Below are 24,620 nucleotides of genomic sequence, written 5' to 3'. Positions count from 1 at the left end.
CTAGATTGCTAGCATGGTAGAAAACAGCGACGCGAAGAAGGTGCAGTTCAACGTGTATCTCCCAGCCGCACTTGTGAAGCAGATCAAGCACGCGGCGATCGACGAGGGCACGTCGCTGTCGTCACTCGTTGAGCGCATCATGATCGACTACGTCTCGAAGGAGGGCACATCATGACGTCCATCCAGGTGATTCAGTTCACACAGCATCCTCGCGACTGGCACGTGCTGGCCGAAGGGCTCGGACTGTCAGCACACGGCGAGAAGAACGATGCATGGTCGGAGTTCGACGGTGACGGCATGCTCGCGGTGCACGGCGTCGACGCGAACGACTCGCTTTCCGGAACGGCAGAAATCTGGATGCTGGTCGACGACGTCGCCGCTCTCGATGCCCTCGAGTCACGCATGGTGTCCGAGAGCATCGCTGTCGCCCGAGGCGAGATGGAGGGCGTTGGCGCCACCCTGGAGATCGCCGTCGATGACGTCGCCGTGATGCACGCCGTTGTCGGTACCGCACGTCCACCACACGGCGACGTGACGCTTCTGCCGCTCATCTTCACCGCGAACGTCGAGAGCGCCTCACACGTGCTCGCCGCGCTGGGACTAACGCTGCGGATCACGTCCGACGGAGGCGGCTGGGCGGTGTTCGATGCGGCAGGCGGCGGTTCCGTTGCGCTGCACGACCTCGGGACGGCGTCGACCCCGGTGACCGAGCGGGCGGGACTCTCGTTTGAGCACCGCGGCGATCTCGATGCGATTGCTGAGCACCTGGCAGCATCCGGAATCGAAAGCGTCGTCGTCGACGAGGCATACAACCGCACGCTTCGAGCGGCAACGCCCGAAGGGCCGGATCTCTGGGTGAACGGCGCCCAATCCGACCTCTACGGGTACATCGAGCACAGCTGACGGATGCCGCGGGCCGCCGCCCCGCCCCGAACCGTTGTTTCCGAACAGACACCTCACGGTCATACTCTGGGCATTATGACCACTCTCGCGCGCCAACTCGGGCTGAAGGACGCCGTCGTCATCGGTCTCGGCTCGATGATCGGCGCGGGCATCTTCGCCGTGTTCGGTCCTGCTGCGCAGGCTGCCGGGTCGGGCCTTCTCGTGGGCCTGGCGATAGCCGCGATCGTGGCATTCTGCAATGCGACATCGTCGGCGCAGCTTGCCGCGCAACATCCGGTCTCGGGTGGCACCTACGCGTATGGCCGCGCCCAGCTCGGACCGTGGTGGGGATTCGCGGCGGGGTGGTGCTTTCTCATCGGCAAGACCGCGTCGACGGCGGCGATGGCGCTCACATTCGCCGCATACGCTGCCCCGACAGGCGGCGAGAAGCCCATTGCCGCACTCGCGGTCGCGGCGGTGGCGATCGTCAATCTGCTGGGCGTCACGCGTACTGCCATGGCCACGCGCGTCATCGTGATCGTCGTGCTCGCGTGCCTCGGCGCCGCGTTGATTGCGGCGAACGCCGACGTGCAGCGCGCGCCGCTCGGCGAGGTCTTCGCAGCGGGTCCCTATGGGGTGCTGCAGGCGGCAGCGCTCATCTTCTTCGCCTTCGCCGGGTATGCGCGCATCGCGACCATGGGCGAAGAAGTGCGCGACCCCGCGCGCACGATACCCCGAGCGATCGTGATCGCGTTGGCCGGAGCGTTCGTCGTGTACGCCCTCGTTGCGGTAACGGTTCTCACGGTGCTCGGTCCAGAGCAGCTCGCGAGCACGACGTCACCGCTTGCCGACGCTGTGCCTGCATGGGCGCGCGCTGTTGTGCGGATCGGCGCGGCCGCAGCATCCCTCGGTGCCTTGCTCGCCCTCATGGCGGGCATCGGACGTACCGGTCTCGCGATGGCCCGGGAGGGGGACCTGCCTCGACCGCTCGCCGCGGTGCACGAGAGGCGGCGAGTGCCACACCGCATCGAGCTCGTGCTCGCTGCGGTCTCGATCACGCTCGTGCTCACGGTGGACCTGCGCGGCGCGATCGGCTTCTCGAGTTTCGGCGTGCTGCTGTATTATTTCATCGCGAATGTCTCGGCGTGGACGCAGACGCCCGACCACCGGCGCTACCCGAAGTGGCTGCAGGGGCTCGGCATGATCGGGTGCCTCGTGCTTGCCGCTGCTGTGCCCTGGCAGAGTCTCGTCGCGGGTGCCGCTGTGCTGGTGATCGGCGTGGCCGGGCGGATGCTGCCGAAACGACGCTCGTCGCCGTAAGCTGCGACGGTATCTGACGCCGCCGTCGCACGTCATGCCACTCGCGGGAACGCCGCAGATCGAGCCCTTCAGTGGCCGATGTTGATGTGCGTCCGGTGGTGATCGCCCGCCTCGATCACGTCGACCAGCCCGAGAGCGTAGTCGGCCGCAGAGATAGCTCCGCCGTCCGGCTCGACCGCAACGTCGTCGCCCAGCCGGTATCGGCCAAGCCGCTCCCCCGGCATGCGCGCGCCAAACCTGAGCGCCGGGCTCACGAAGACCCAGTCGAGCGACGCGGGCGTCGCGGGAAGGTCCTCGATGATGAACGCGGCCCCCGACCGAATCTCGTCGTGAAGCTCTGCGGGAATTCCCGTGAGATCAGAGACGAAACGATCCGCACCTGGCGCCGGGCGCAGCGACGAGGCGCCGCCGACGATGAACAGGCGGACACCTGCGGCATCCGCTCTCTGCGCGATCGTACGATGCGCATCGCGCCAGCTGACACCGCGCGAAGCGCGCGGGGCGAGTGCATCGACAACGACATCGGAACCGGCGATGACCGCGTCGAGCGTGTTTTCGTCGGTCGCGTCGCCATGAACGTAGGTGACGTTCGAGATTGGCGCTGAGGGGAGCGAACGACTGAAGGCGGTGACCTCGTGTCCACGGCCTGCGGCCTCAGCGGCGATGGCAGATCCTGCGTATCCGGTACCGCCGATGACAGTGATGCGGAGCATTGAATACCTTTCTTCGAAGCGGTGATGGGGTGAACCAGTGGCGCCCTGCGGCTGCCAATAGTTACCATAAGAGAGCATGTTTCTCTTGGGAAGAAGGCACTTTGTGGTAACCACTTGTTCTGAGCCGGACTACGTCGCGAATCCGTACGATGCCGACTGCCCGACGCGACACATTCTTGATCGCATCGGCGACCGCTGGACGGTGCTCATCATCGGCATCCTGGGTCGCGGTGATGCGCGATTCTCGGAGTTGCGCCGACACGTCGGAGGGATCTCGCAGAAGATGCTGACCCAGACGCTGCGCGGCCTCGAGCGCGACGGGCTCGTGCGTCGCACGGTCTTTCCCGAAGTGCCGGTACGCGTCGAGTACGCTCTCACCGATTCCGGGCGCTCCCTCTTGGAGCCGCTCTATGCACTCCAGGACTGGTCGATCAGGCACCTCGGCGACGTATCGGCGTCGCAAGAGGCGTACGATCGCGCTAACCAGTAGGCCACAAGCAACCCTGCTGGTTGAGGAATTCCCCGGGTCGGGTCGCTACGATCTCAGCAGACGAACGGAGACCCTGGTGACGCTCGACCTCGACACGACTCACGGCCTTGAGACGCGCACATTTCGCGGAGCGCTCTTCGACATGGACGGAACGCTCATCGATTCGACGCCCGCCGTCGTACGCTCATGGTCGCGCCTCGCCGAGGAGTGGGGCGTGATGCCCGACCTCGGATCGGGCAACCACCACGGTCGCCCCGCGAGGGAACTGCTCGCCAGCATCCTTCCCGCTGACGATGTCGAACCGGCTCTCGCCCGCGTCACGCAGCTTGAGATCGAAGATACAGACGGCGTCGTCGCCCTGCCCGGCGCACGTGACCTGCTCTCAACACTGCCCGAGCACTCGTGGACGATCGTCACATCGTGCACGCTCGCCCTCGCGGACGTGCGCATCACAGCATCCGGCATTCCGCGCCCCGACTCGCTCGTGACGTTCGACGACGTCGTGGCAGGAAAGCCCGACCCGGAGCCGTTCGAGACCGGCGCCGCACGACTCGGCGCCCACCCGAGCGACTGCGTCGCGTTCGAAGACGCGCCGGCGGGCCTCGCTTCGGCGCGAGCGGCAGGATGCTTCACGGTCGGCCTGCCCGGAACGCACACTCCCGATCAGCTCGACGCCGACCTCGTGCTCACGAGCCTCGACCACCTGAGCGTCGAGCTCGTCGAGGGCGGATTCCGCCTGCGCGTCACCGCCTGACGGCCCACGCGTCCGTGCAAGGTTGGCAGCCGCGGACAAGAACGTCGGTTATGCGCGCCCACAATGTCCGCGCGTCACGAGATTGGATCGCGGCGACGCGTCAGCCGAGCTCACGTGCAATCTGCGCAGCGGTCTGCTGCATGAGCGGCAGACGCGTCTTGAGCTGCTCGAGATCTTCGACCATGCGAATTGCCGTGACCGACAGCGCACCGACAACGCCCGCTCGCGTCACGATCGGCACAGCGACGCAATTGACGAAGTCCTCAAACTCACCGTCGTCAACACTCCAGCCCTGCTCGGCGATGGCCGCGAGTTCCACGTCGAGCGCCTCACGCGTGGTGATCGTGTTCTCCGTGTACTTCGCCCAGTCCGTCGTCGCCAGCACGGCATCCCGCTGGCTGTCGTCGAGGTTCGCCAGAATCGCCTTGCCGACACCGCTGCAATGCGTACGCACGGGCGCACCGACGCGCGAGTACATGCGCACTCCGCTCGCGTCTTCGACCTTGTCGACGTAGATGATCGCGTCGTCCATCAGCGCAGCCAGGTGCACCGTGTTCCCCACGACCCGATGCAGCCGCCGCAGCGGCGCTGAGGCAACCTCACGCAGGTCGACGCTCTCAAGCGAGCTCTGCGCGAGCGACACGAGGTGAAACCCGAGCGTGTACGTGCCGTCTTTACGCCGCCGTGCGTACCCCACCTCTTCGAGCGCTTGCAGCTCACGGAACATCGTCGACCGGTGCAGCTCGAACTCCTCAGCCAGCTGCACGACCGTCTTCGGTTCCTCGGCGATCGAATCGACGATGCGGGCTGCCCGCTTCACGCTCTGCGACATGTGCTCTCCTCGTGTGCGACATCGGCGACAGGATGCTGCATGACTCTATCGATCGCTCGAGCGTCGCAGCCCGCGCCCCGGTGTGGCCTGCTGAAGCTCGCCGCCCGCAAGCACGGGAACGCCGGCGACGAGAACGTCGTCGATGCCCTCAGCTTCGCCGAGCGGGTGATCATAGGATGCTGTATCGGCAACGGCCTGCGGATCGACGACGATCAGATCGGCGACCCACCCCTCGACGACACGGCCGCGGCGACCGAGCGCGAAACGCTCGGCCGGACCCGCCGAGAGGTGGCCGACCGCCTCTGGCCACGTCCACGTCTCGGTTTCGCGCACGTACTCGCGCAGGTATCGCGCGAAGGTGCCTCGGGCGCGCGGATGCGGATGTGCCCCAATGAAGATGCCGTCGGAGCCGCCCATGTGGCCGGGGTGAGCGAAGATCTGCGCGAGCTCTGAGACGGGGCGGTCGTAGCGCACCGCCATGACGGCGTTTGCCTGAAGCCGCGACGCCGTGAGCACGTCGAGTGCAAGGTCGATCGCGTCGACGCCCGCGCGTACCGCGGCATCCTGAACCGTCATGCCGTGGGCCCACGCGTACTCGGGCGAGGCGATGTGCGCCAGCGTGATCATGCTCGGCCATGCGGGACCGAGACTCGCCTTGCGGTCGACTTCGGGGAACCAGTCGCGTCGCAGCCGTTCGCGCTCGGCGGGATCGCTGATCACCCGCACGACGTCGTCGATCGGCTGAGCGGAGAGTTCGGGCGGCAGCAGCGGCATCGCGAGAAGCGTGCAGCCGCGCGTGTAGGGGTAGGCGTCGAACGTCGCGTCGACGCCCGCGGCCTCGAGCGCATCGAGCTGGGCGAGCACGATGTGCGCTTCGGCGTGAAAGTGCGAGACGTGCACCCGGGCACCCGTTGCGCGAGCAATCGACGCGATCTCGTCGATGCCCTCGGAGGAGTTCGCCTCGTAACCACCGCGCATGTGGCTGACGTACACGCCGTCCGCTTGCGCGACGGGGGCGGTGAGCGCGGCGATCTCGTTGGCGTCGGCGAAGATTCCCGGAACGTAGTCGAGCCCCGTCGAGAGCCCCACCGCGCCGTCGCGCATTCCCTGCGCGACGAGCTCCGCCATCGTGTCGCGCTCGGCGGCGGTCGCGGGCGCAGTCGAACGGCCGCAGACCTCCCAGCGCACCGTTCCCGCGGGAATCACGTAGGCGGCGTTGAGTCGCGTCGTCCCGTTGACGGCAGCCAGGTACTCCGCGACGCCACCGCCCGCGTAGCTCGGATGCGGCCCGTCGATAGCGGCAAAGTACTCCGTCGCGTACGCCCCGTCGCCCGGTGCATACGAGACACCGTCTTGCCCCGCGATAACACTCGTGACGCCCTGCTTGAGCTGAGCGCGCTGCACATCATCGTCGGCGAGCAGCCCGTCGACGTGCGAGTGGGCGTCGACGAAGCCGGGCAGAACGTAGCGTCCCGCGCAGTCGATGACCCGGTCGCCCTCGCGCGCCAGATCGGCACCGACCTCGACGATACTCTCGCCCTCGACGGCGACGTCTGCCCTTCGTTCACCGTCGCGGTCGACGACGGTTCCGCCCTGCAAGATGATGCGCACGCGTGCTCCTTCGAATGCCAGTGGGGTCGGATGCTCTAGAAGAATGTGCGCACGAGGTCGACGACGCGATCGGACTCCGCCGACTCGACGACGGGAAGGTAGTGCCACTTATCGAACGCCGTGCACGGGTGCGAGAGACCGAGCGCGATGACGTCGCCGATGGCGGCATCCTGTGCCTCTGACCCCTTCGGCAGCGCAAGATAGCTGTGCTGGTCATTCATCGCCGTGATCGTGGCGCCCGTGAGAGGCCGCCACGGCTGCCCGAGCTCGGCTGCGTGCGCGCGAGGAATCGGAAGTCCCTCGTCGAACGGGAAGTCCCGCTTGCCCGCGTCGATCAGGGCGAGGCCGGGCTCGGGGCGCGAGACAATGCGCGCGATGCCGCGCATAGCCGACCGCAGGGGGTTCTGCACGTCGGTGCCCGCTTCATCGAGCGGCGAGATGCCCCGGTAGAAGCCGTCGTCGTGGGTGATGTAGGCGCCGGATCGCAACGTCCAGTGCGTGCGCTCGTCGCCAGGCATAGCGCTCGCGTACACGTCGGCGACGACGTCGAAGTAGGCGCTTCCACCGGCCGTGACCATGATGTCGCCGTCGTCATAGAGCGCGCCGAGCGTCTCGTGCAGTTCAACCTGACGCTCGAGGTAGCGCCGAACAGCATCCATCGAGTGCACGGAGCGATCGTGACCGAGGCTTCCCTCGTAGCCGCCAACGCCGGCAAGCCGGAGCACATCGGATGCTGCCGCCCGACGCGCCACGTCGGTGGCCTCGTCGATCGTGCGCGCTCCCGTGCGCCCGCCGTCCTGCCCGAGCTCGACGAGCACGTTGACCTTCTGCGCAAGCTCGACGCCGTTGAGGGCGCGCTCCATCGCGTCGATCGTTGCGACCGAGTCGACCCAGCACGTGAACCGGAACTCCGGGTCTGCGAGTTCTGCCGCGAGGTAGCGCAGCGATCGCGCGTCGACAGCGGAATTCGCGAGCATGATGGACTGCAGGCCGAACGACCGCGCCGTGCGCACCTGGCCCATCGTGGCGAGCGTGATGCCTGTGCATCCGATGTCGAGCTGACGCTGCCACAGCGCGGGTGCCATTGTCGTCTTGCCGTGCGGCATCAGCTCAAGTCCACGTGCGCTGCTCCACTCGGCCATGACGGCGAGATTGCTGCGCATCGCCTCGTCGTCGAGGGCGATGATGGGCGTCCAGAACTCGCCGATGCGGGGGTCGCTGTCGAGAAACTCGCGTACCGTGAGCCCGAAGCCCCGCGCGGGGAGCCCCTTGTCTCGAGCGCTCAGTCGCTCGTCGGCCAGCTCATCGAGATTCAGCGTTGTCGTCATGGACCCTACTCACGTGGTGTTGCATTTCTTGCACAAGGTGTTGCGCGCGTCATGCAACGCTAACTCGCGTACTCGAGCGGCGCAACAGCGACACCCCTGTGCAGATATTGCAACGTAGATTGCACGCTTCGCACATGGCGTGCATTATTGACTCATGACCTCAGAGGCTACTCCGCGGCTGATCACCATCGGCGAGACGATGATGCTCGTCACGCCTGCGACGCCGGAGCCCATCGTGACGGCGAGCGATTTTCGACTCGATGCGGGCGGCGCGGAGTCCAACGTCGCCTCGCACATCGCCCACCTCGGGGTGCACGCCGCCTGGGTGAGCGCGGTGGGCGACGATGCGCTGGGTGAGCGTCTGCGCGCAACGATCACCGCGCGCGGCGTTGACACGCGCTGGGTGACATCGGATGCTGACGCACCGACGGGCGTTTACTTCAAAGACCCGGGAAACGGCGTGCTCTACTACCGCCGCGGATCGGCAGCCTCCCGCATGGGACCGCAGTCCCTTCGCGACGTCCCCCTCGAGAGTGCCGAGGTCGTACACCTCTCCGGCATCACGCCGGCGCTGTCGTCGACGTGCTCTGCCCTCGTCGACGACGTCTTCGAACGCGTCGCCGCGAGCGCTGCAACACTGAGCTTCGACGTCAATCACCGCCCGGCGCTGTGGCAGCCCGGCGCCGCGGCGCCCGCGCTGCGGACATTCGCCGAACGGGCCGACATCGTGTTCGTCGGGCTTGACGAGGCGCAGGCTCTCTGGGGCTGCGAGACCGCCGACGATGTGCGCGCACAGCTCCCGACTCCCGCCCGGCTCATTGTCAAAGACGGCGACGTCGGAGCAACGGAGTTTCACCGGACGAGCTCGGGTGACGACGAGCGCATCTTTGTTCCGACGTTCCCCGCCGAAGTCGTTGAGGCTGTCGGTGCGGGCGATGCGTTTGCGGCGGCATATCTCGCCGCCGCACTCAACGGCGAGCCCGCCAAGGCGCGGCTGACCGCGGGACACGAGCGAGCACGACTCGTTCTGCAATCGACAACAGACTTCATCATCGAAGTCCAGGTACAGAAGGGCTGACCATGGCCGAGAACACCGAATTCGACGCAATCTTCGCAGAAGCGCCGCTCATGGCGATCATGCGGGGGATGGGAGTCGAGCGCAGCCTCACCGTCGCGACAGCGGCGTGGGATCTCGGCATCGAGGTCGTCGAACTGCCGATTCAGACCGCCGACGACCTCGAAGCACTGCGCGCGGTCTCCGAAGCCGGTCGCGAGCGCGGAAAGCGCGTGGGCGCGGGAACCGTCATCACGGTCGACCACGTGGCCCAGGCCGCCGCAGCCGGCGCCGAGTTCACCGTGAGCCCAGGCTTCGACGTCGATGTCGTTCGCGCATCGACCGAGGCCGGCCTGCCCGCACTGCCCGGCGTAGCCTCGCCGAGCGAGGTTCAGCTCGCCATGAAAGAAGGACTGACCTGGCTCAAGGCCTTCCCCGCGTCACTGCTCGGTACGCCGTGGTTCGGCGCGATGCGGGGTCCGTTCCCCGGGGCCAAGTTCGTCGCGACCGGTGGAATGGATGCTGGGAATGCGGCCGATTTTCTTGACGCAGGTGTTCGCGTGGTCGCCGTCGGATCGGCGCTCGAAGACGAGACGCAGCTGCCCAAGCTCGCCGAACTTCTGAAGCGCTGATCATGACGGATGCCGAGGGCGGCTCTGCCGACAGCATCCTCGCTCGTCTTGCTCATGTCGAAGCGCGACTTGCCTACGAGATCGATGTCGTCGCGGCTCGGGAGGCCCAGCGTGCGGGAGCGGTCATTGTCGATACGCGCAAACAGCGGTCGTGGGATCACGGGCATGTTGCTGGGGCCGTGCACCTGCCGAAAGAGCGGCTCGACGGCGACCTGAGCGACCTGCCGGCCGAGCGTACGCTCATTGTGTACGGATGGGGGCCGGGTTGCAATGGCGAGACGTACACGGCGCGTGCGCTTCTCGCGCGAGGCTTTGACGTGCGCGAGATGATCGGCGGGTACGAGTATTGGGCGCGCAACGGGTTTGCTGTCGAGAACGGGTTTGCTGTCGAGGGAGTCGATGCGAGCGGTGCGGTCGTCGATCTGACGCGCGCTCCCGATCCGCTCGTGACGGCGGAATAGCCTCGCGCAATCGGGCTACTGCAGGCTCTACCGTTCGCGCGGCTGGCAGACGCTCAGCGTGCTCAGCGACGACCGTCAGGTGATGGGACTCGAGCTGCGAGCGCCGTGAGGTGTGTCACGACGACGCAAACCACGGCTGGTGCGCCGCCACCTTTGTGCGAAGACCGGCCTCTGCCAGCTGCTGCTTCACTCGCTCGCGCTGCTTGATGCTCGAGACTCCGATGATGCTCAGGGCAGACACTGGAACTTCACCGCGCACGAGGGCCTCGGCGACGAGCTTCTGAGCGCCGCTCTCATCAAGGGCGAAGCGCGCCAGCATCCGATCAGCCTGAGCCGGGTCGCTCGCAAACCGGGTGAGACCTGCTGCCGCATCACCATCGGCGATGACAAGCTCGGAGTCGAGCGCGCGCACGCTTGCAACCGTCGCGACGAGCATGACGTAGTCGGTGGGTGAGGTGCGCACGAGGTCGGGATTGAGGCGCACGTTGGGCTCGCGCGAGCGGATGCTGCTCCATACCGCGGCGTCGGGAGAGAGGAAGAACGGAACGTATGCCGAGACGGGAGCGTCGTCAACGGTGATTCGGCGGCGAGCGTCGCGATTCTCGTCAGACGAGAGCGGCACCTCGACGACAGCAGACAGCTCTGCGTCATCGTCGCTGAGCAGGTCGTCACTCAGGATGCTTCCGCCAGAGAGAATCGACGGCAGGTTGCGCGTGTGCGTCACGTGAAACAGACGCTGCTGGTCGACGCGCACCGGCTTCGACGAAGAACTGCGCTGCGGGGTAGGGCGAGGGGAACGCGTGGGACGGGTGCTGCGGCTGGGGCGCGCCGCAACGGTTTTCTCGGGGATCTTCGGGGGATTGCAGACTGCGCACAACTCGGGCTCGAAGCCGTGCCTACATTCGTCGCTCAAGGGAACCTTTCGTACCGCGGCCGCGGGGCTTCTGCTCGCCGACCGGGAATCAAGGTTACGCCCCCGGCAGGGGTGCGCGCGACTCGGGTTCGCAGGACGGGATCGACGCGCAAAACAGCGTCACCATCAGGCCGCGACTGCTGCACGACCGCGAGCCCGGCGATACGCCAGCCCGGCGAGCAACGTCAGCACGAAAGCGATGCCGAACGCGACGGCCATCGAGAGTGTCATGCCGAGCGCTGTCGTCGAGACGAACGGCGCGACGACGGCGGGAAGGTAAGCGGTCGCTTCAGCGCCCGTGAGTCCGACCACGACACCGCCGCCCGTGGCAGCGATCAGCGCAATCGCGAACACCTTCTTATCGCCGAACATAAACGGATACGACGCTTCGACGAACGTTCCGAAGAAGAAGTTGACGGCGACGCCCGAGCCCGCGAGCGCACGCTCTCCGCTTGAGCGGGGCACAATCACGTTGGCCAGAGTGATGCCGAGCGAGACCATGACGAGCGAAACCATGTCGATCGCGCCGAAGAAGCTGTAGCCCTTCTCGCCCATTTCGAGAAGCACGAGTGGAAGGATCACCGAGTGGTAGACGCCGCCGATGATCGCCGGCCAGATCACGAGCCCGGCGATCGCTCCGGCAAGTGCCGGATTGACGCCGACCGCCCACTCGATCCCCGACTTCACCCCGAGACCCAGCGCGTCCGTGACCGGCGCGAGCGCGAAGTACACGAGCAGACCGGGCACAAGACCCGCGACCGCTCCCGTGACGATGTTCGCGGTCGTCGCGGGAAAGCTGTGCGACAGCGTCCATTTGAGCAACCACGCGCTGAGCAGTCCCGCGAGAATTCCTGAGACGAGGCCGCCGAGAAGCCCGCCCTCGGTCGCCAGAATGCCCGCGACGGCGCCCGCGACGAGGCCGACCTCACCGAGACCCGAGATCTTGCGCGCGGCCACGGCGGAGACCACGATCGGAAGGCCCGCGATGAGAGCGTCGAACACGGGAGTCAGACCGGACAGCCAGGGAATCTGGCTCAGCGCGAGTACGAGGGCGAGCGCGATGAAGGCGGGGATGCTGCCGACCATGATGCCGCGGATGCTGATGCGCCGCCACGCTGATTCGGGCGCCGCACTCGCGTTCGATGAGCCCCCGCCGAGCGACGGCCGGTAGCTCGTGCCCCAGTAGCGCGCGAGACCTGAGATGTACGAAACGGCGCGCGTGGTGCTCGTCGTCCCCGTTGTTCCCGAAGCCGCGACGAGGCGCACGCCGAGCTTCTGTGCGGCCGCAATAGAGGTGCCACCCGTTCCCGCTGCCGGAATCTCACTTGCGGCAGCGGCGACCATGGTGCGCTCATTCGTGTCGTCGGGATCGGCGCTCATGAGAATGAGCCCGTCGATCTCGCCCGCGACGACCTGATTGGCGATCGCAGCATCCATTTCTCGTGCTGCCGTGTTCACCTCAGAAAGAGTCCCTCGCATGACCACCGTGGGCGTGCCGTCGACAAGACTCCAGAGCGAGGCTGGAGTATCGCACGACGCCTGCTCCATCGAGGACTCGGCCGCGACGAACTGTGCCGCGGCGATGCTGAAGCCCGCAGCATCCGCCTGCCTCACGACATCTCGCAGCAGACGGTCCGGGTCGTCGCCGCCGTGGCTGCGCAGATTGCCACCGCTGCTGCCCAGCAGCGCGATTGTGCGTCCGGGCTGGGGCTCCTCAGGCGTGGACACGACGGTTCCTCTCAGTGAACATCAGTAGTCGGTGAACATCAGCAACCCAGATAGTGTGACACGAGCATGCGATTCCGGCATTGTCCACGCCGCACGAACGACGTCATACGTCACACGAGACGCACCGTCGCGTGCCGGTCAGGCAGTAACACCCGCCACACGAGCGATCTGCGCCACCTCGTCAGCATCGAGATTGAAGATCTCAGTGCCGTCCTGCTCAGACGGTGCCGTGAAGAACGTCGTTGTCGGTTCACCCTTCGCGGGAACATCGACAATCGCGAACCCCGAGCCGATCGTCGAGCGCTCATGCCCCGCGGGCGGGCACGCGTCTGAGGTGTTCGCGACGCCGGGTGCGACGATCACCGGAATGCCCCGCTCGTGCGCGACGAGGCTGTGGTGGTAGTGACCGCTCAGCACGGCCGTCGCTCCCCCGGCAGCGCACACATCAAGCACCTCGCGCGCGTTCTGCAGCTCGAGCGCGGCAAGCAGAGGCCCGTACGCGGGCGTCGGCGGGTGGTGCACGACGACGAGTGAAGGGCCGGATGCTGTCGCGAGCGCGTCTCGCAGCATCCGCAGCTGCTCATCGCCGACATGCCCGTAGCCCGCGTGCGGAACGGCGGAGTCGAGGGTGATGACGCGCACACCCCGAACGTCGACCACGCGAGTGCGCGGCCCGAGAACCTGCTCGAACTCCGCAGCGCTGTCGTGGTTGCCCATGGCGTAGACGACCTCGGCGTCGTGCCGCGCCGCCCACGGGCCGACGAGGTCGCGCAGACGTTCGTATGAGCGAACCGTCATATCGTCGGAGAGATCGCCGCTCAGCACGACGACGTCGACACCCTCAATGGTCTCGGCGCGCTCGAGCGTTCGCACGAGAGCCGCGTGCGTGTCGACGATGCCGTAGTGCAGCGAGTCGTCGCCGTACAGATGTGTGTCAGAGACGTGCAGCACCCGCACGGGTCGCTCCTCGAGGCTTCGCGTTTCAGTCACGCGAACACCCTACGACGAGCGCCCGACGTTCTGCGGGCGCTACGCGGCGGCCAGCAGCATCCGTAGTGTCTCTCGTGCGCCGACCTCCTGCAGCGATGACAGCACGCGATCGTATGCCTCGACGAACACGGGCTCGTCGACGAGGTTGCCGAAGAGCTCCTCGTCGCGCAGAAAGCCGTGCTTGTCGTCGGGGTAACGCTGCGCCGCCGCCATGACCCGCTCTTTCAGCCGGTCGACGACGTCGATAGGCTCACCCTGCTCGTCGACGCCCTCGGCGTAGCGCGCCCAGCTGGCCACGATCGCGGCAGCGAACTGCACGTGAGGCTCCGGCATCGCAAGCTGGTCGCGCACAACGGGAAGCAGCCACTTGGGAATGCGATCTGACGACTCGGCACACAGTCGCGCGACGGTGTCGCGAATTCCCGGGTTGGAGAACCGCTCGATCAGCTGCGGCTTGTAGGTCTCGATGTCGAGTCCGGGCACGGGCTTGAGCGTGGGCGTCGCGTCGATATTCATGTACGCGAGCAGGAACTCCGAGATGAGCGGATCCTGCGTCGCATCGTGCGCGTAGCGGTAACCCATGAGATAGCCGAAGTAGCAGAGACCCTGGTGACTCGAGTTGAGTAGACGAAGCTTGATGAACTCGTACGGCTCGACGTCGTCGACGACCTCGACGCCAGCATCCTGGTACGGCGGCCGCCCGTCGGTGAATCGATCTTGCAGCACCCATTGGAAGAACGGCTCGCACACGACAGGCCAAGCGTCGTCTATGCCGAACTGCCGTGCGATCTCGGCGCGGTCCGCGTCGGTCGTGACGGGAGTGATGCGGTCGACCATGCTGTTCGGGAACAGCACGTTGTCGTCGATCCACGCCGCGAGATCAGCATCCTTCGCGTGCGCGAACGCTGTGAACGCGTGCCGTGCGACCTCGCCGTTGTTCTGCAGGTTGTCGCACGACATCACTGTGAACGGCGTGATTCCTCGGTCGCGACGTCTGCGCAGCGCCTCGACGACGAGCCCGAACACCGTCTCGGGAGCATCCGATGTCAGATCATGAGCGACCCGCGCATCGTCGAGCTGAAACTCTCCCGTCACCTGATTGATGTTGTACCCGCCCTCGGTGACGGTGAGCGACACGATGCGGATGCTGGGATCGGCCATGCGCTCAATCACGGCCTCCGGATCGTCTGGTGCGTAGAGGTAGTCGACGATCGACCCGATCACGCGCGCCGTCAGCTCGCCGTCTGCGTGCTTCTCGACGAGCGTGTAGAGGTGGTCCTGCGCCTCAAGAACGTCGCGCATGCGCTTATCACTCGGCATAACGCCAACACCGCAGATTCCCCAGTCGTCGGCGACCCCTTGCGAGAGCAGGTCGTCGATGACTTTCGCCTGGTGAGCGCGGTGAAACCCGCCGACGCCGAAGTGCACGATCCCGGCGGTGACGCGACTGCGATCGTATGAGGGAACGGCGACCCCCGAGAGCGCCTCAAGCGAGGCCGCGCTCAGCTGTGTCGCGATCTGGGTGGTCATGAAGGTCCTTCTTCCTCTTGCTTCGTCGTGCGTGTATCGATGGCCCTGAAGTCGATGCCTGCCTCGCGGATCGTGCTTTCAACGGCGGCAGAAAGCGGAGGGTCGGCGAAGACTGCCGTGAAATCGCTCAGCGTCGCGAACGTCACGAGGCCGTTCGCGGGATGGTCGCCGTGCACGAGCGCGACTCGTGTGGTTGCCGCGTCGAAAGCTGCACGTTTGATGGCAGCGGCACGAGGGGTGGATGCTGTCAGGCTGCCCGCCGCATCGACTCCCGTGCACGACAGAAACGCGACGTCGACGCGCACGCTCGCGAGCGCCTCTCGCGTCCACTGACCCGATTGCTCACCGTCGTCGCCAACAGCGCCACCGAGGTTGTAGACCGCGACGTGCTCTTTGCGGCTTGCTGAGAGCGCGACGGGAACGGCGTTGGTGACAACCTGCAGTCCAGCGGTATCGGGAAGCATCGCCGCGAGCGACTGACATGCCTCGCCCGAGTCGATGAAGATGCTCCCCACCTCGGGAACGTACGCGAGGGCAGCACGCGCGAGATCGAGCTGCGGTGCTGTGGCCCCTGTGAGCGCCGGAAAATCGTCGACGAGGGACGTCTGCAGGATCGCTCCGCCGTGCGCTCTCGTCAGCCGCCCGCCCTGCTCGAGCGTGCGCAGGTCGCGCCGTATCGTCTCTTCAGCAACGGCGAACGCCTCAGCAAGGTCAGAGACTTCCACCCGCTTGTCACGCTCGAGGAGCGACAGAATCACAGCGTGCCTCTGCTCGACGGGGAGCCCGGGAGCCGGCGCGAGTATCATGCGTGCTCCTTCCAACGTCGGGGCCAGCGACGCGCCGTCATTTGATGGCTCCCATGGCCAGTCCGCGCACGAGCCGCTTCTGAGCAATCCATCCTGCTATGACCACGGGCAGAACGGCCAGCGTGGCTGCGGCGGAGAGCACCGCGAGAAACTGCCCGCGACCCGAGACGAAGCTGCCGAGGAACGGCGGAGTCGTGCGCGCGACAGTTGACGTGAGCAGGTTCGCGAGAAAGTACTCGTTCCACGCGAAGATGAAGCAGATGAGCGCTGCCGCGGCCATGCCCGGAGCGACGATCGGCATCACGATGCGCACGAGTTCGGTCCAGAAGCTCGCGCCGTCGACCTGTGCCGCCTCGATGATCTCGCCGGGCACCTCACTGAGGAACGAGCGCATCATCCAGATGGCGAGCGGCAGGTTCATGCCGACGTACAGAATCGAGAGGGCCGAGATGTTGTCGAGCAGACCCATGTTCTGCAGCAGGAGGTAGATCGGGATCACGATCGCGGCGAGAGGCATGAACTTCGTCGAGATGAAGAAGAACAGCGCGTCTGTCGAGCGGATGAGCGGTCGCACCGAGAGCCCGTACGCCGCCGGAATGGCCAGAACCATGACGATGAGCGTCGAGACGACACTCGCCGTGAACGAGTTGGTGAGGTACACGAGAAATCCGCGGTCGAAGACGGCCTCGAAGTTCTCGAGTGTCAGCTGCGTGATGAACGTCGGCGGGTTGGTTGCCGCGGCCTTCTCGGTCTTGAACGCCGTGAACACCATCCACGCGATTGGAAAGAACATGCCGACGGTGAGCACCCACGTGATGAAGGTGAGTGCCGCGGAGCCGGCGCGTTTGCGCATGGGCTTCGTGCGCCGGGTCGTTGAACGCCCGGTCGTGAGCAGCATTGTCGACGCCATCAGCGCGTTCCTTCCGTCTTGAAGATCTTGAAGAGCGACCGTAGCGCCACCATGGCGACGATGATCGTGAGCAGCACGGTCAGCACGCCATACGCGGCAGCCTCGCCGATCTCAAGCCCCACGAATGCCCGCTCGTACAGCAGGTACGAGAGCGTCTTCGTTCCGCCCGTCCCGCGCGTCATGATCGCGATCGGGTCGAAGACCTGCAGCAGAAGAATCGTTCCGAGCAGAATCGACAGCTCCATGTATTGCCGCATGTGCGGAAGCGTCATCGAGAAGAATGTGCGAATCGGCCCGGCACCGTCAACGGATGCTGCTTCGAGCACGTCCTGCGGCTGGCTCTGCAGCCCCGCGAGAAGAATGAGCATCATGAACGGCGTGTATTGCCACGTGAGCACCATGATGATCGTGAGGATCGGAACATCGGTGTTCCACGCGACCGGGTCGATGCCGATGAGCCCCAGCGCCCAGTTGACCATGCCGACATTGGAGTCGAGCATCGACCATTTCCAGATGAGCGATGCCGCGGCGGGCATCATGAGGAATGGGGTGATGAGCAGCGTGCGCGCGAGGCCCTGCCCCATGAACTTGCGGTCGAGCAGAAGCGCGAGAACCATGCCGAAGACGAGCGAAATGAGCACGCTCGCGCCCACGATGACCACGGTCGCCCGCAGCGAGCTCACGAACGCCCCGTTCGTGAGCACCGTGACGTAGTTGTCGAACCAGACGAATTTCTGGTCGCCTGGCCTCAGCAGGTTCCATTGTTGGAACGAGTAGTAGATCGTGACGAGAAACGGAATCTGGGTGATGATGATGGCGGCGGCGAGCGCTGGCCATACGAGGGCTCGTGCCAGTCGCAGTCCCTTGCGCTCTCGCCGTGTGAGCACCGGCTTGGTGCGCTGAGGTTTTACCTCGCCGTCGTTCTCGACCCGTCCGGGCCGGATCGCTGTCGCAGTCATTGTCGTCTTTCTCGCGAAGTCGATGGGGGGGCCGCCTGGCCCGTCCGATCAGCTCGAACGGGCCGGGCGGCCAGCGCCTGGCGCGCTATTCCTTCTGAGCGGCGCCGGCCTTCTCGGCGAGCGCCTGACCGGCAGAGAGGGCTTCCTCAACAGAGGACCTGCCCGCGAACACATCGGCGATCTTCTGCGACACCTGATTGCCCAGGTCTTGGAACTCTGGGATCGTGACGTACTGAATGCCGACCCACGGCTGCGGGTTCACACCCGGCTGCTTCGGGTCAACGGCCAGCATGATGTCTTTCGTGATGCCGGCGAATGCTCCAGCTGCATCCTGATACTCCGGGATCTCGTACGTCGAGGCGCGCGAGCCCGGGGGAACGCGGCTCCAGCCGAGCTCCTCACCGACGAGCTTCATGTAGTCCTTGCTCGTCGCCCAGCTCACGAACTCCCACGCGGCATCCTTCTTCTTGGATGTCTCGGGAATCGCGAGGTTCCACGACCAGAGCCAGCCGGACTCTTCCGTCTCGACGGTCGGAGCGTGCACGTACCCGACGTTTCCGGCAACCTCGCTGAGGTCTTCGGACTCGAGCGAACCTGCGGCGCTCGTCGCGTCGTACCAGAACGCCGCCTTGCCCTGCGAGAACAGGTTGAGGCACTCGGTGAACCCGAACGAGACCGGGTCGGACTCACCGGCATCCTTCACGAGATCCGTGTAGAACTGCACGGCTTCGGTGAATTCCGGAGAATCCACGGTCGCGTTCCAGTCCTCGTCGAACCAGTTGCCGCCGAACGTCTGAACGACCGTGGTGAGCGGAGCGAAGAGCTCGCCCCAGCCAGGCTTGCCACGCAGGCAGATTCCCGCGTGCTCATCGTTGTTCACCTGACGCGCCATGTCGGCGACCTGCTGCCACGTGGGGTGCTCGGGAACCTCGAGTCCCGCGTCGGCGAGGATCTGCTTGTTGTACATGAGGAACGAGGATTCGCCGTAAAACGGAACGGCGTACAGGCTGTCGTCGACGGTCAGGGCCTGGCGTACCGGCTTCAGAATGTCGTCGACGTCGTAGTCGCTGTCTTCCGTCGTATAGTCGTTGAGGTTTGTGAGCCATTCGTTCTGGCCCCAGATCGGCACTTCGTAGCTGCCGACAGTCACGATGTCGTATTGACCGCCTTTCGTCGCGACGTCTTTGGTCACGGCGTCCCGAAGGTCGTTCTCCTCCATCTGAATGAACTTGACCTTGATGTCGGGGTGGCTCTCTTCGAACTTCCCCTTCAACTGCTCCATGTCCTTCATCTGCGGGTTGTTCACCGTGGCGAGAGTGAGCGTCACCGTCTCTCCTCCACCGCCACCTGCACCGCCTCCGGCACCCGAACAGCCGGCGAGCATTACGCCGGCCGAGGCGACGGCGGCCAGGGAGAGCCACCGCCTTCCGCGAAGATTCGACTTCGTCATCGTTATTGCCTTTCGTCATCGTCGACTCGCCGCTTTCGCGACGCACACTCAGATTCGTCCGAATATGTGTGTTTAAGCAACCAGTAATGTTGGTTCGTGACGCTATTGTAACCATATGTGCCCGTTTTCTGTGGCCTTTTGTTGATTTAGAGTTGAATCGTCACGATAAGGCGAGCACACCGCAGCAAGGGAGCCCCGATGTACCCAGCCGAACGACAGTCCGCGATCGTCGCGGCCGTGCACGAGCACGATGGCGTGCTCTCCGTTGCCGCCCTGAGCAACGATCTGGGCGTCACGACCGAGACGATTCGCCGCGATCTTGCCGTGCTCGAGCGCCAAGGCGTCATCGTGCGCACTCACGGCGGAGCAAAGCTGGCGCACGGGATGCCGTTTGAGCTCTCACTCGCGAAGCGGCAAGCCGAGGAGGCCGATGAGAAGCGCCGCATTGCGCTCCGTGCCGTCGAAGAGCTCCCCCGAGACGGTGTCGTGCTTCTCGATTCCGGGTCGCTCGCGCTGGTGACAGCATCCGTGTTTCCCGATGCCTCGATCATTGTCGTGACCAACAACCTCCCCGCGATCCCTGTGTTGCGCCAACGCCCGAATGTGTCCGTTATGGCGCTGCCCGGACGTGTGCGCACGATCAGCCAGGGCGCCGTCGACGAATGGACCCGCCAGCGGCTCAGCACGCTCAACGTCGATCTCGTACTGCTCGGATCGAACGGGCTCACCGCCACGGCGGGCGTCACAACGACCGTCCCCGACGAGGCGGAGGTCAAGCGCGCGATGCTGCTTTCGGCCAAGCGACGTGTGCTGACGATCACAGCGAGCAAGATCGGCGTGACCTCGTTCTGCCACGTCGCGGATCTGGCAGAACTCGACATGATCATCACCGACAGCAGAATCGACCGCGAAACCGCGGATGCCCTGCACACGGCCGGCCCCGAGCTCGTCGCGGTGTGAGCGAAGACGAGCGACGCGAACATTTGGCAGACTGGAGCATGCGAGCAGCGCTCGCGCCCATTCAGGTCACGGGCTGCTCCCCCGCGCCCGTGGCCCCTGTACTCGCAGTGAAAGGTGTGCAATGACGCTCGTCGCCGGCATCGATTCGTCAACCCAGAGCTGCAAGGTCGTCGTACGCGAAGCAGAGACAGGCGCCGTGATTCGCCGCGGCCGCGCCCCGCACCCCGACGGAACCGAAGTCGACCCCGAAGCGTGGATGCGCGCTCTGCACGCGGCGGTCTCTGACGCCGGCGGGCTCGACGACGTGTCGTCGGTGAGCGTTGCCGCGCAGCAGCACGGCATGGTTGCCCTGGATGCTGACGGGGACGTCGTGCGTGACGCGTTGCTCTGGAACGACACGCGCAGCGCTCCGCAGGCGCTCGCCCTCATCGATGAGGTCGGCGGACCAGCGGCGTATGCCGCGCGCACGGGCGTCGTGCCCGTGGCATCGTTCACGGCGACGAAGCTGCGATGGCTGCGCGACGCAGAACCCGAGAACGCCAAGCGTGTTGCCGCGGTCGCCCTTCCGCACGACTGGCTGACGTGGCGAATGCGCGGCTTCGGGCCACGGGCGTCGAGCGATTTCGGCCCCGATCTCGATGAGCTCACGACTGATCGATCGGATGCTTCGGGAACGGCCTACTGGTCTCCGACGACAGGCACCCACGACCACGAGCTTCTTGCGCTCGCGCTCGGGCACGACGCCGTTCTGCCGCGCGTTCTCGCACCTCACGAACGCGCAGGGATCGGCGCCGGTGACTTCAGAAACACCGTTGTCGGCGCCGGCGCCGGCGACAATGCGGCCGCAGCGCTCGGGCTCGATGCCGGAGTCGGCGACGTCGTGATCTCGATCGGCACGAGCGGAACCGTGTTCGCCGTCACTCCCGACCCCGTGATCGATGCCAGCGGCACAGTCGCCGGGTTCGCCGATGCGGGCGGTCGCTTTCTCCCGCTCGTCGCGACGCTCAACGCGGCCCGTGTGCTCGACACGATCGCTCGACTGCTCGATGTGGGCCATGCCGAGCTGGCCGAGCTGTCGCTGCAGGCGGAGCCCGGGTCGAACGGTCTTGTACTGCAGCCATACTTCGAGGGCGAGCGCACGCCGAATCTCCCCGATGCCACGGCGAGCCTGTTCGGCATGACGATGGCCTCAACGACGCGACCCACCCTGGCACGGGCCGCAGTCGAGGGGATGCTGTGCGCTCTCGCCGCAGGTGTCGACGCCGTCGAGCGGCACGGCGTTACCGCCAAGCGCCTGCTTCTCGTGGGCGGAGCCGCGCAGAACGCGGCTGTGCAGACCATCGCCTCCCAGGTGTTTCGTCGTCCGATCGTCGTGCCGACGCCTGGCGAGTACGTTGCCGACGGAGCCGCGCGGCAGGCGACGTGGGCGCTGCAGGGTGAACGTCCGACGTGGCCCGTCGAGGTCGCTGCACAACCGGCATCCGACTACCGTCCTGTGATCATGCAGCAGTACGACGCGCGCCGTCTCGACTAACGCTCTTCTCACCACTCTCGTCGGCTGCGCCACTCCGTGCGCGTGCCGTATCGACTGACGCTCTTCCCGCCACTCGCGTCGGCTGCGCCGCTCCGTGCGCGCACCGCGAAGCCCGTTGTGCGCGCCCGGACCGGCCGGATGGGCCCTGTCACCCGCTTGCACGGATACCCCGCGGGGGTATAGCGTGGTGTTCGTCTAAACATACCCCCACCCGGTAACGGTATAGGATCGAAAGAGGAGGAGCTCGACAATGACAACCACTGACTTCACCGTCACGGGAATGACGTGCGAACACTGTGTGCGGTCGGTGAGCGAAGAGGTGAGCGAGGTCGCCGGAGTGAGGAGCGTCGACGTCGATTTGGCGAGCGGCCGGCTCACGGTGTCCGCTGACCAGCCCGTCTGCGCCGAGGGCGTGAGAGCCGCCGTCGAAGAGGCCGGCTACCAGCTGGCCTGATACCGAGGCACCGGACGTCGACGCACGAGGACATGAGATGAAGACTCACCCGCAGACATCAGCCCCGACGGCTCGGGAGGTCGAGCTCGCCATCGGCGGTATGACCTGCGCGTCGTGCGCGAACCGCATCGAGCGCAAGCTGAACAAGCTCGACGGCGTGACGGCCACCGTCAACTATGCGACGGAGAAGGCCACGGTCACCTACAGCGACGATGTCGAGCGGTCGTCTCTCGTGACAGTGGTAGAGCAGGCCGGCTACACAGCGCAGTTGCCGACGCCTCGGGGCGACGATGAGGCGGCAGGCGGCGAAACGCGCGATCCCGTTCGGGCGCTGCGCAATCGCGTCATCATCTCGGCCGTGCTGAGCATTCCCGTGATTGCGATGGCGATGATTCCGCCGTTGCAGTTCACCTCGTGGCAGTGGCTGTCGCTGACACTCGCTGCGCCGGTGATCGTGTGGGGTGGCTATCCGTTCCACAAGGCGACGTGGACGAACCTCAAGCACGGCGCCGCCACGATGGACACGCTTGTGTCGATGGGAACAGGAGCAGCGTTCCTGTGGTCGCTGTACGCACTGTTCTTCGGCTCGGCGGGAATGCCGGGCATGACGCACGCATTCGAGTTCACGATCGCTCGTTCCGATGGGGAAGCAAACATCTATCTCGAGGTCGGTGCGGGGGTCATCACGTTCATCCTCCTCGGTCGATATTTCGAGGCGCGGTCGAAACGTCGAGCCGGAGATGCGCTGCGCGCTCTGCTCGAGCTCGGAGCCAAGAACGTTTCGGTGCTGCGGAACGGCCACGAGCAGCTCGTCAGCGTCGACTCTCTCGTCGTCGGTGACCGCTTCGTCGTGCGCCCGGGCGAGAAGATCGCGACGGACGGAACCATTGTCGAGGGCACGTCTGCCGTTGATGCGTCCATGGTCACGGGCGAATCCGTCCCGGTCGAGGCCAGACCCGGCGATGCGGTGATTGGTGCCACAGTGAACGCCGGTGGCAGGCTTGTTGTCGAGGCCACTCGCGTCGGCTCCGACACGCAGCTTGCGCAGATGGCCACGATGGTCGAAGAGGCACAAAACGGCAAGGCGCAAGCGCAGCGGCTCGCCGACACGATCTCGGGCATCTTCGTGCCGATCGTCATCGTGCTCGCCCTCGCGACGTTCGGATTCTGGGCGTTCTTCGGTGATGGCATTGCCGCGGCATTCACCGCCGCGGTCGCCGTGCTGATCATCGCCTGCCCGTGCGCGCTCGGTCTTGCAACGCCGACGGCGCTCATGGTGGGGACAGGTCGCGGCGCGCAGCTCGGCATCCTGATCAAAGGGCCCGAGGTTCTCGAGACGAGCCGTCGAGTCGACACGATCGTTCTCGACAAGACCGGCACGGTCACGTCGGGTCAGATGACGCTCGTCGACGTGGTCGCCGCAGATGGAGTTGATGAAGCCGAGGTACTCCGCCTGGCCGGAGCACTCGAAGATGCATCGGAGCACCCCATTGCACGCGCCATCGCGACAGCTGCCGAACGCACGGGCACGCTCCCTCGTGTCGAAGACTTCACGAACGTCGAGGGCCTGGGCGTTCAGGGCGTCGTTACCGACGGCGAGTCGAGCCATGCGGTTCTGGTAGGTCGACCTCGCCTGCTCGCCGATTGGTCGCAGCCTCTCACACCAGAACTCGAATCGGCGATGGATGCTGCGGCCGCGTCGGGCCAGACAGCGGTCGCCGTGGGCTGGGATGGCGCCGCCCGCGGCATCCTCATTGTCGCTGACGCGATCAAGCCGACCTCTGCCGAGGCGATTGCGCGGTTGCGTTCGCTGGGGCTGACCCCCGTGCTGCTGACCGGAGACAACGAGACCGTTGCGCGGTCAGTCGCAGAGGCCGTCGGCGTCGACAGTGAGAATGTGATCGCCGAGGTGTTGCCCGCAGAGAAGGTCGCTGTGATCACGCGGTTGCAGGGCGAGGGCAAGCGTGTAGCGATGGTGGGTGACGGCGTCAATGATGCTGCTGCGCTGGCGCAGGCCGATCTGGGACTGTCGATGGGCACGGGAACGGATGTCGCGATCGAAGCATCCGATATCACGCTCGTTCGCGGGGACCTGCGAGCTGCCGCCGACGCCGTGCGGCTGTCACGCCGCACTCTCGGCACGATCAAGGGCAACCTGTTCTGGGCGTTCGCGTACAACGTCGCGGCGTTGCCGTTGGCGGCGGCCGGTTTGCTGAACCCGATGTTCGCGGGTGCGGCGATGGCGTTCTCATCGGTCTTCGTGGTGTCGAACAGCCTTTTGCTGCGCCGCTTTAGGGCCCTCAGCTGAG

General features: G+C 65.8%; 24 protein-coding genes. 12 read left to right on the top strand and 12 right to left on the bottom strand.

The features are described from left to right. Positions 1-13: 13 nt before the first annotated feature. The 3 genes from ATJ78_RS05135 to ATJ78_RS05125 all read left to right on the top strand — a co-directional run bounded on the left by ATJ78_RS05135 (position 14) and on the right by ATJ78_RS05125 (position 2,202). Positions 14-175 (top strand): ribbon-helix-helix domain-containing protein, encoded by a 162-nt coding sequence (locus ATJ78_RS05135; protein ID WP_098406619.1) that lies wholly within the window; start codon positions 14-16, stop codon positions 173-175. Beyond that, positions 172-903 (top strand): VOC family protein, encoded by a 732-nt coding sequence (locus ATJ78_RS05130; protein WP_098406618.1) that lies wholly within the window; start codon positions 172-174, stop codon positions 901-903. The genes ATJ78_RS05135 and ATJ78_RS05130 overlap by 4 nt, the downstream gene beginning before the upstream one ends. A 75-nt stretch (positions 904-978) precedes the next feature. Then, positions 979-2,202, top strand: coding sequence for an APC family permease (locus ATJ78_RS05125; RefSeq protein WP_098406617.1), 1,224 nt, complete (start codon positions 979-981; stop codon positions 2,200-2,202). A 68-nt stretch (positions 2,203-2,270) separates the two neighbouring features. On the opposite strand, the gene ATJ78_RS05120 is transcribed toward ATJ78_RS05125, so the two are convergent. Then, positions 2,271-2,915, bottom strand: coding sequence for an NAD(P)-dependent oxidoreductase (locus ATJ78_RS05120; RefSeq protein WP_098406616.1), 645 nt, complete (start codon positions 2,913-2,915; stop codon positions 2,271-2,273). A 103-nt stretch (positions 2,916-3,018) separates the two neighbouring features. On the opposite strand from ATJ78_RS05120, the gene ATJ78_RS05115 reads away from it, so the two are divergent. After that, positions 3,019-3,405, top strand: coding sequence for a winged helix-turn-helix transcriptional regulator (locus ATJ78_RS05115; RefSeq protein ID WP_245836215.1), 387 nt, complete (start codon positions 3,019-3,021; stop codon positions 3,403-3,405). Between the two features lie 76 nt (positions 3,406-3,481). After that, a complete protein-coding gene (locus ATJ78_RS05110; RefSeq protein ID WP_245836214.1) occupies positions 3,482-4,159 on the top strand; it encodes an HAD-IA family hydrolase in 678 nt (225 codons plus the stop codon). Positions 4,160-4,259: 100 nt separating this feature from the next. Here ATJ78_RS05110 and ATJ78_RS05105 read toward each other — a convergent pair whose 3' ends face one another. The 3 genes from ATJ78_RS05105 to ATJ78_RS05095 are packed head-to-tail and all read right to left on the bottom strand — an operon-like array spanning position 4,260 to position 7,930. Then, positions 4,260-4,991, bottom strand: a complete 732-nt coding sequence (locus ATJ78_RS05105) for an IclR family transcriptional regulator (protein ID WP_098406614.1) — start codon at positions 4,989-4,991, stop codon at positions 4,260-4,262. A gap of 45 nt (positions 4,992-5,036) precedes the next feature. Next, on the bottom strand, positions 5,037-6,602 hold the full coding sequence (locus ATJ78_RS05100; RefSeq protein WP_098406613.1) for an N-acyl-D-amino-acid deacylase family protein: 1,566 nt from the start codon (positions 6,600-6,602) through the stop codon (positions 5,037-5,039). A gap of 35 nt (positions 6,603-6,637) precedes the next feature. Next, complete coding sequence (locus tag ATJ78_RS05095; RefSeq protein WP_098406612.1) at positions 6,638-7,930, bottom strand: type III PLP-dependent enzyme domain-containing protein; 1,293 nt, start codon at positions 7,928-7,930, stop codon at positions 6,638-6,640. Between the two features lie 154 nt (positions 7,931-8,084). Here ATJ78_RS05095 and ATJ78_RS05090 point away from each other — a divergent pair, with 154 nt between their 5' ends. From ATJ78_RS05090 to ATJ78_RS05080, 3 genes are read left to right on the top strand one after another with little or no spacing between them, the layout of a single operon-like run. Continuing rightward, the gene (locus ATJ78_RS05090; RefSeq protein WP_098406611.1) at positions 8,085-9,008 is read left to right on the top strand and encodes a sugar kinase; all 924 of its coding nucleotides are present in this window, start codon (positions 8,085-8,087) and stop codon (positions 9,006-9,008) included. A gap of 2 nt (positions 9,009-9,010) precedes the next feature. Then, on the top strand, positions 9,011-9,616 hold the full coding sequence (locus ATJ78_RS05085; RefSeq protein ID WP_098406610.1) for a bifunctional 4-hydroxy-2-oxoglutarate aldolase/2-dehydro-3-deoxy-phosphogluconate aldolase: 606 nt from the start codon (positions 9,011-9,013) through the stop codon (positions 9,614-9,616). Between the two features lie 2 nt (positions 9,617-9,618). Beyond that, a complete protein-coding gene (locus ATJ78_RS05080) occupies positions 9,619-10,077 on the top strand; it encodes a rhodanese-like domain-containing protein (RefSeq protein WP_098406609.1) in 459 nt (152 codons plus the stop codon). Positions 10,078-10,192: 115 nt separating this feature from the next. Here ATJ78_RS05080 and ATJ78_RS05075 read toward each other — a convergent pair whose 3' ends face one another. From ATJ78_RS05075 to ATJ78_RS05040, 8 genes are all read right to left on the bottom strand, one after another. Then, the gene (locus ATJ78_RS05075) at positions 10,193-10,801 is read right to left on the bottom strand and encodes a DarT ssDNA thymidine ADP-ribosyltransferase family protein (protein WP_169923394.1); all 609 of its coding nucleotides are present in this window, start codon (positions 10,799-10,801) and stop codon (positions 10,193-10,195) included. Between the two features lie 315 nt (positions 10,802-11,116). Next, a complete protein-coding gene (locus ATJ78_RS05070) occupies positions 11,117-12,718 on the bottom strand; it encodes a PTS sugar transporter (RefSeq protein ID WP_098406607.1) in 1,602 nt (533 codons plus the stop codon). Between the two features lie 138 nt (positions 12,719-12,856). Further along, positions 12,857-13,708 (bottom strand): metallophosphoesterase family protein, encoded by an 852-nt coding sequence (locus ATJ78_RS05065; protein WP_245836213.1) that lies wholly within the window; start codon positions 13,706-13,708, stop codon positions 12,857-12,859. A gap of 39 nt (positions 13,709-13,747) precedes the next feature. Further along, positions 13,748-15,238: a mannitol dehydrogenase family protein gene (locus ATJ78_RS05060; RefSeq protein ID WP_098406605.1), complete on the bottom strand. Its 1,491-nt coding sequence runs from the start codon at positions 15,236-15,238 to the stop codon at positions 13,748-13,750. After that, positions 15,235-16,044 carry a DeoR/GlpR family DNA-binding transcription regulator gene (locus ATJ78_RS05055; RefSeq protein WP_098406604.1) on the bottom strand — a complete coding sequence of 270 codons (810 nt, stop codon included), beginning with the start codon at positions 16,042-16,044 and terminating at the stop codon, positions 15,235-15,237. Before ATJ78_RS05055 ends, ATJ78_RS05060 begins: the two co-directional genes overlap by 4 nt. Positions 16,045-16,081: 37 nt before the next feature. After that, positions 16,082-16,954: a carbohydrate ABC transporter permease gene (locus ATJ78_RS05050; protein ID WP_098406603.1), complete on the bottom strand. Its 873-nt coding sequence runs from the start codon at positions 16,952-16,954 to the stop codon at positions 16,082-16,084. Further along, positions 16,954-17,913, bottom strand: coding sequence for a carbohydrate ABC transporter permease (locus ATJ78_RS05045; RefSeq protein WP_098406602.1), 960 nt, complete (start codon positions 17,911-17,913; stop codon positions 16,954-16,956). Before ATJ78_RS05045 ends, ATJ78_RS05050 begins: the two co-directional genes overlap by 1 nt. Before the next feature lie 85 nt (positions 17,914-17,998). Next, on the bottom strand, positions 17,999-19,363 hold the full coding sequence (locus tag ATJ78_RS05040; protein WP_098406601.1) for an ABC transporter substrate-binding protein: 1,365 nt from the start codon (positions 19,361-19,363) through the stop codon (positions 17,999-18,001). A gap of 198 nt (positions 19,364-19,561) precedes the next feature. Here ATJ78_RS05040 and ATJ78_RS05035 point away from each other — a divergent pair, with 198 nt between their 5' ends. The 4 genes from ATJ78_RS05035 (at position 19,562) to ATJ78_RS05020 (ending at position 24,619) form a co-directional block, all read left to right on the top strand. After that, on the top strand, positions 19,562-20,323 hold the full coding sequence (locus ATJ78_RS05035) for a DeoR/GlpR family DNA-binding transcription regulator (RefSeq protein ID WP_098406600.1): 762 nt from the start codon (positions 19,562-19,564) through the stop codon (positions 20,321-20,323). A gap of 121 nt (positions 20,324-20,444) precedes the next feature. Beyond that, the gene (locus tag ATJ78_RS05030; protein ID WP_098406599.1) at positions 20,445-21,857 is read left to right on the top strand and encodes a xylulokinase; all 1,413 of its coding nucleotides are present in this window, start codon (positions 20,445-20,447) and stop codon (positions 21,855-21,857) included. A 250-nt stretch (positions 21,858-22,107) separates the two neighbouring features. Then, the gene (locus tag ATJ78_RS05025; RefSeq protein ID WP_098406598.1) at positions 22,108-22,311 is read left to right on the top strand and encodes a heavy-metal-associated domain-containing protein; all 204 of its coding nucleotides are present in this window, start codon (positions 22,108-22,110) and stop codon (positions 22,309-22,311) included. 37 nt (positions 22,312-22,348) lie between these two features. Next, complete coding sequence (locus ATJ78_RS05020; protein ID WP_098406597.1) at positions 22,349-24,619, top strand: heavy metal translocating P-type ATPase; 2,271 nt, start codon at positions 22,349-22,351, stop codon at positions 24,617-24,619. The last annotated feature ends 1 nt before the right edge of the window (position 24,620 follow it).

The organism is Paramicrobacterium agarici (assembly GCF_002563955.1).
Taxonomy (GTDB): domain Bacteria; phylum Actinomycetota; class Actinomycetes; order Actinomycetales; family Microbacteriaceae; genus Paramicrobacterium; species Paramicrobacterium agarici.
The sequence above is the reverse complement of the archived record's forward strand: the minus strand, read 5'-3'. Positions and strand labels throughout refer to the sequence as shown.